The sequence below is a fragment of the Flavobacterium sp. MAHUQ-57 genome (assembly GCF_051908335.1).
GTDB lineage: Bacteria > Bacteroidota > Bacteroidia > Flavobacteriales > Flavobacteriaceae > Flavobacterium.
Window position 1 is genome coordinate 1,782,162 of sequence record NZ_JBPZTE010000007.1, and the last position, 6,000, is coordinate 1,788,161.

Here is a 6,000-nt window from a genome sequence, read left to right on the forward strand (position 1 = left end):
CTTTATCGATTTTATTGCATCCTTTGACGACAATTTTGTATTATTGTTTAAGCTATTTGATTAGTCCCCAATTAGTAACACATAAAATAGATTATTATGAAAAAGATTATTGCAGTATTCTTGAGTATGTTATGTGTTAATTTAAGTTTTTCTAAAGCTCTAATTAACGGTATCGAAGTTCCTATTCAGTATGACGCAGTGGAAGTGAAACCATTGTTTCCAGGTGGCATGTCTGAGTTTATGCAGTTTGTGATGAAAAATTTCCAAATTCAAGAAGATGAAGAAGGTAATATACCAACAGGAACGGTACAGGTTAGTATTATTATTAGTGCTGATGGTTCTGTATCTCAAGTTAATATATTGCGTGATGTAGGTAATGCAGGTAAAGAAATAAAACGTATTCTGTCGAAATGTCCAAAATGGACTCCCGGTCGTATGAAAGGGCAAAATGTATCGGTAGAATATAATTTTCCTATCATTATAAAATAATTTACATCCCAACTTCGGTTGGGATTTTTTATTTTTACTGGAAATAACAATATAATGAAATCACTTTTCCAGTTAGATAACTCCATTACTTTTCTGAACCATGGCTCTTTTGGTTCTTGTCCAAAACCAATTTTCGACGAATACCAAAGGTTTCAATCCGAACTCGAATTTGATCCGGTCGTCTTTATCCAAAAAAAACAACCTCAATATTTAAAAACAGCTCGTGAACATTTGGCTCCATTTGTGGGCTGTGATGCACAAGATTTGTACTTTACACCCAATCCAACCTTTGCAGTAAATACCATAATGCGTAGTCTAAACCTACAACCTGGTGATGAGATTTTAAGTACAAATCACGAGTATGGCGCCATGGATCGTACATGGAATTTCTATTTCAAGAAAGTCGGAGCAAAGTATGTCCGTCAGTCTATTTCGCTACCTATTGTTTCTAAAGAGAAACTACTGGAAGAATTCTGGAGTGGCTATACTTCTAAAACAAAGGTTATTTTCTTAAATCATATTTCCAGTGCTACCGCTTTGATCTTTCCTGTTAAAGAAATTTGTGATAAGGCTCAAGAGCTAGGGTTGATTACCATTATTGACGGTGCCCACGTTCCGGGACATATCGACTTAAATATAACAGATCTTAATCCTGATTATTACACAGGAACGTTGCACAAATGGATGTTGGCACCCAAAGGAAGTTCTTTTCTATATGTGAAAAAGGAATTTCAAAACGACTTAGAACCTTTAGTGGTTTCTTGGGGTTACGAAAGTGTAGCTCCGGGTGAAAGTCAGTTTCTGGATTATCACGAATATCAAGGTACTAATGAAATTTCGGCGTATTTGTGTACGCCTAAGGTTGTTGATTTTTTAGAATCCTATAATTGGAAACAGATTTCACAAACTTGTAAGCAAATTGTATTGGAGAATTATCAAAAATTTTGCGATTTAGTAGGTACGAATCCTATTTGTCCAGTTACCTCAGAATTCTTGGGGCAAATGGCAAGTATTCCCATCAAAACAACAAAACCTTTAGAATTAAAAGAAGTTTTATATACCAAATATAAAATTCAAATACCGGTAATGCCTTTGAATGATGCAATTTATATCCGTTATTCTATCAATGCTTATAATTCTCAAGAGGATTTAGATCGTTTGTATAATGCGTTGAAAGAAATTATCGAAACAACCGATTTAATTATAGTGTGATTTTTGCCAAATAATCAAAATGCTCACCTTCCATAATCAATTTGCAGTTCAGACCATTGGCATGAGCTGCATTTTGTAAGGTGTTGTAGTCTAAATATAACCAAGGAAAAATATCTTCGGTTTCTTCTTTATAGGATATTGTAAAGACCAATTCGCCATAATAACCATCAGCTGGAATCAGGTATGCGCCATCCTCGTCTTCATCAAACATATAAATGATGTCAGATGAATCAATCAAAATCTGACCTTGTGGATTGAGTAGCGATTTTAACTTCTGTAGATATTTTGTAGTTTCTTTCAAGGTGCCGAAAATACCAGTGCCGTTCATTAATAATAATATGGTATCGAAACGTTCTTCTTCAAGATCTAAAATATTGCAAACTGTCGCGTTTTGTACTCCTCTTAGTTTGCAGGTTTCTACCGCATTGGGAGAAATGTCTATAGCACGTACATCTAATTGTCTTTTGTCTTGAAGATACATGGCATGACTTCCTGCTCCACATCCCACATCCAATACCTTTCCTTTAGCGAGTTGTAACGCTTTTTGTTCTAGTTTTGGCATTTCCGAGAAATCTCTGAACAAATATGCAACATCCATTACATCTGCCTCAGAAATGTTGGTCTCAGTAATCAAATCCTCAGGCGAATTATTGGTTTGGTAATCTAATATGGCTTTTCCGAAAAGGTCTTTCATGGTGCTGATGTGTTAATTTGATTGTTTCTTGATTTGATTTGAGTAATTTTGCATTCTGAAACTGAATTAAATGCTGAAGCCTTCATTACAAGAAATACAAAAGTTAGCCAAAGATAAGCATAACGAAAATAAAAAGTATTTTGACAAGCTGAAAAAGAAAGCTCCGAAGAATATCGATTATGTTATGCAGGAGCTGCATGATGCCGAATTCAAACGTACTGATTGTTTGCAATGCGCCAATTGCTGCAAAACAACCGGCCCGTTATTTACTTCTGCCGATATCGAACGCATTGCTAAACACTTCCGTCAAAAACCACAACAGTTTATTGATCAGTATTTGCGTGTTGATGAAGACAATGATTATGTGTTGCAAAGCGTTCCATGTACATTCCTAGATGCCGAAAATTACTGTATGATATACGATGTCCGCCCTAAAGCATGCCGAGAATTCCCGCATACCGACCGTAAAAAGTTTCAGCAAATATCCAATCTGACTTTAAAAAACGTGGCTATCTGTCCCGCAGCCTATAATATAGTGGAAGAAATGAAAAAGAAAATGCCTTTGTAAAAGGCATTTTTAGTTATTGGTACAATAAATACTGCTTTCGCTTCGCTTTAAAATCTTCCAAACCTTTTGTCCATGAATTTCTAATCTCAGTTTCAGATACACCACTTTCAATCTGTTGTTGCAACTTTTTAGTGCCGGCTAGTTTGGTAAAGAAGTCATTGAAAAATGGATTTTTCGTCTTACTGTTTTCTTGATAGGCTTTAATCAACCATTGTAATTCCAAACGATTCACTTTCTTAATTTGGCTTAAGTCTTCTCCAAAACATTCTTTTCCGTTCCACACCGGATCTTTCGCACCAAAATTTGGCTTCGGTGTAAACGAAAATCCATGGTTTTCTAAATAAGGCGAACCGTAAATTTGGAATTGCTTCTCCGTTCCGCGCCCTACACTTACATTGGTGCCTTCAAAAAAACACAAACTGGCATACAAATTAATCGATTGGTCATTCGGTAAATTCGGAGAGGGTTTTACTAATAAGCTATACGACATGTTTCGGTTGTAATTCAAACATGGTATTACTTCCAATTTACACTGTACATTATTTTTCAACCATCTTTCTCCATTGATCATCTTGGCATATTCACCAATAGTCATTCCATGCAATACCGGAATTTCATGCATTCCCACAAAACTAGTATACTCTTTTTCTAATATCGGACCGTCAACTATTCCGCCATTCGGATTAGGCCTGTCTAAAACTAGTAACGGAATGTTGTTCTCCGCACAGGCTTCCATCACATAATGCAATGAGGAAATATAGGTGTAAAAACGTGCACCGACATCCTGTAAATCGAAAATCAAGATATCAATCCCGACTAATTGCTCAGGTTTCGGTTTCTTGTTGTTGCCATAAAGGGAAACTATCGGTAATCCGGTTTTGGTGTCTTTGCCGTCTTTGATCAATTCTCCCGCATCAGCTGTGCCTCTGAAGCCATGTTCGGGTGCGTAAATTTTCTGTAAATTGACTTGCTGTGCCAACAAAAAATCAACCAAATGGGTTTTATTGCTCAAAATCCCGGTCTGATTGGTAACAATGCCCACTTTCTTACCTTTCAATACAGGTAAATAGGCTTTGTAATTGTCGGCTCCGGTTTGTATAGTTGCAATCGAAACGTTTTCTGTGATAACAACTGAGGCAGAATCTATCGCTTCTTTTTTAGTTTCTGTTGTCTTCTTGCAATTTCCGCAAGACACTATTGTTAGAAACAAGAATAAAAATGTATTTTTGAGGACCAATTTATAAACCATTGTCTTTTGAATTTAGAGTATTTTATTGCTAACCGATTAACGAAAGCTAAAGGCCATAAAAGTAGCATATCTTCGCCAATTATAAAAATTGCCATTGCTGCTATTGCAATCGGACTAACGATGATGATGGTTTCTGTAGCAACCGGTATTGGTTTACAGCAAAAAATACGCCAAAAGGTTTCTGCTTTTAACGGACATATTATTATCTCTAACTTAGAAGACAATCAATCCCAAGCCAGTGTTCAGCCGGTTTCTACAAATCAGGATTTTTATCCTAAGTTTACGTCTGTAGACGGAATCAAACATATTCAGGCGGTAGCCAGCAAAGCAGGTATCATCCGCACCGAAAAATCATTCGAGGGTATTGTTTTTAAAGGAGTGGGGAAAGATTACGATTGGGAAAACTTGCAAGAATATATTAAGGTAGGGAAAATACCTAACCTGAAATCGGAACTGAATAATGAAATTGTTATTTCTGAATACCTAGCCAATCGCTTGGAATTGAAAGTGGGTGATAAATGCAATACGTTCTTCATGAAGGAAGGCGAAAACAAACTGCCCAACCTTCGTGTTTTCAAAATAGTAGGGATTTACAACTCTGGATTCCAGGAATTCGATGCGACTTTTTTAATCGGTGATATCCGACATATTCAACGTATCAACAAATGGCAGTCAGATCAAGTGGGTTCTTTCGAAGTCTTTCTTAATGATTTCAACCAAATTGAAGAAAAAGGAACCGAAGTGTACAATAACACACAAAACAAAATCGATCCGACCAAAACGCTCAACACGCAAACTATCGCCGAAAAGTATTTCTATATTTTCGAATGGCTCAAATTGTTCGATACGAATATTATAGTTATCCTAATTATTATGATTATTGTCGCAACTATCAATATGGTGGTCGCATTATTGGTGCTTATTCTGGAACGAACACAAATGATCGGAATCCTAAAAGCGATGGGCGCGAACAACTGGTCGGTCCGAAAAATCTTCTTATACAATGCGTTTCATCTAATGTCAAAAGGACTTTTGTGGGGTAATGTCATCGGAATTGGTCTGCTTCTCATTCAAAAATACTACGGGATCATCAAGCTGAATCCTGAAAATTATTACGTAAACGTAGCGCCAGTCGATATTAATCCTCTTTATATAATAGGACTCAACCTTGGAACAATCTTTGTCTGCTTACTTGTGTTGTTGATTCCATCGTATATTATCACCCAAATATCTCCAGTTAAAGCAATCAAGTTTACCTAGTTACTACAGGTATAATCCAAATAATGGCGTGCCCCTTCGTTCCTCCGGGTCGCGTGTTCCGTTGTATCTTTTATCTATTGCCATAGGTTGTATTTGGATAAGTTCAAACGCTACTCTGGGCAATAGATAAAAGGATGCCACTGCACCCGCTCACGCGAACATTAGGTTCAAAGTAAGTACACCTATATATATAGGAGTAAATATATAGGTGTGTAGAATTCGAAACGAATAAGTAGCTAACCCTGTCAGCGGTTTTGAACCCTGACAGCGGTTGCTTCCAAAAGTAGAACTTAGATAAGCCGGTGATTTCAATAGCATGCCACAAGAATTACAATGATGATAATTCCTAAATAAGATATAAGGTTTGTATCGAATTGTTCAAAGTAGTATCAAAGTAGTATCAAAGTAGTATCAAAGTAATATTAAAGTAATATCAAAGTAGTATCAAAGTAATATTAAGGTAGTGTTAGGCTACTAGTAAAGGATATAAAATCATGCCATCGCTCCTGCTAAAAGCCTACTTTGTGT

Annotated in this window: 6 protein-coding genes; 4 read left to right on the forward strand and 2 right to left on the reverse strand. The window is 36.4% G+C overall.

All coding sequences use genetic code 11. The features are described 5' to 3' along the window. The first annotated feature begins 96 nt into the window (after nucleotides 1-96). Both ACS8MM_RS15940 and ACS8MM_RS15945 read left to right on the forward strand, forming a co-directional pair. Entirely contained in the window at nucleotides 97-489 is a 393-nt protein-coding gene (locus ACS8MM_RS15940) for an energy transducer TonB (RefSeq protein WP_379718942.1), read from the forward strand. A 54-nt stretch (nucleotides 490-543) separates the two neighbouring features. Further along, on the forward strand, nucleotides 544-1,701 hold the full coding sequence (locus tag ACS8MM_RS15945) for an aminotransferase class V-fold PLP-dependent enzyme (protein ID WP_379718945.1): 1,158 nt from the start codon (nucleotides 544-546) through the stop codon (nucleotides 1,699-1,701). Here the strand turns inward: ACS8MM_RS15945 and ACS8MM_RS15950 are convergent. Next, on the reverse strand, nucleotides 1,691-2,395 hold the full coding sequence (locus ACS8MM_RS15950; protein WP_379718948.1) for a class I SAM-dependent methyltransferase: 705 nt from the start codon (nucleotides 2,393-2,395) through the stop codon (nucleotides 1,691-1,693). The genes ACS8MM_RS15945 and ACS8MM_RS15950 overlap by 11 nt on opposite strands. 70 nt (nucleotides 2,396-2,465) lie before the next feature. On the opposite strand from ACS8MM_RS15950, the gene ACS8MM_RS15955 reads away from it, so the two are divergent. Further along, the gene (locus tag ACS8MM_RS15955; protein WP_379718951.1) at nucleotides 2,466-2,963 is read left to right on the forward strand and encodes a YkgJ family cysteine cluster protein; all 498 of its coding nucleotides are present in this window, start codon (nucleotides 2,466-2,468) and stop codon (nucleotides 2,961-2,963) included. A gap of 13 nt (nucleotides 2,964-2,976) precedes the next feature. Here ACS8MM_RS15955 and ACS8MM_RS15960 read toward each other — a convergent pair whose 3' ends face one another. Further along, nucleotides 2,977-4,212 (reverse strand): exo-beta-N-acetylmuramidase NamZ family protein, encoded by a 1,236-nt coding sequence (locus ACS8MM_RS15960; RefSeq protein WP_379718954.1) that lies wholly within the window; start codon nucleotides 4,210-4,212, stop codon nucleotides 2,977-2,979. Nucleotides 4,213-4,218: 6 nt separating this feature from the next. Between ACS8MM_RS15960 and ACS8MM_RS15965 the strand changes: the two genes are divergently transcribed. Further along, nucleotides 4,219-5,472, forward strand: a complete 1,254-nt coding sequence (locus ACS8MM_RS15965; RefSeq protein ID WP_379718957.1) for an ABC transporter permease — start codon at nucleotides 4,219-4,221, stop codon at nucleotides 5,470-5,472. Nucleotides 5,473-6,000 lie beyond the last annotated feature (528 nt).

Bases quoted from the DNA above. Each gene is read 5' to 3' on its own strand.
- ACS8MM_RS15955 (WP_379718951.1), top strand. From the start codon at position 2,466: ATGCTGAAGCCTTCATTACAAGAAATACAAAAGTTAGCCAAAGATAAG.
- ACS8MM_RS15960 (WP_379718954.1), bottom strand. From the start codon at position 4,212: ATGGTTTATAAATTGGTCCTCAAAAATACATTTTTATTCTTGTTTCTA.
- ACS8MM_RS15950 (WP_379718948.1), bottom strand. From the start codon at position 2,395: ATGAAAGACCTTTTCGGAAAAGCCATATTAGATTACCAAACCAATAAT.
- ACS8MM_RS15945 (WP_379718945.1), top strand. From the start codon at position 544: ATGAAATCACTTTTCCAGTTAGATAACTCCATTACTTTTCTGAACCAT.
- ACS8MM_RS15940 (WP_379718942.1), top strand. From the start codon at position 97: ATGAAAAAGATTATTGCAGTATTCTTGAGTATGTTATGTGTTAATTTA.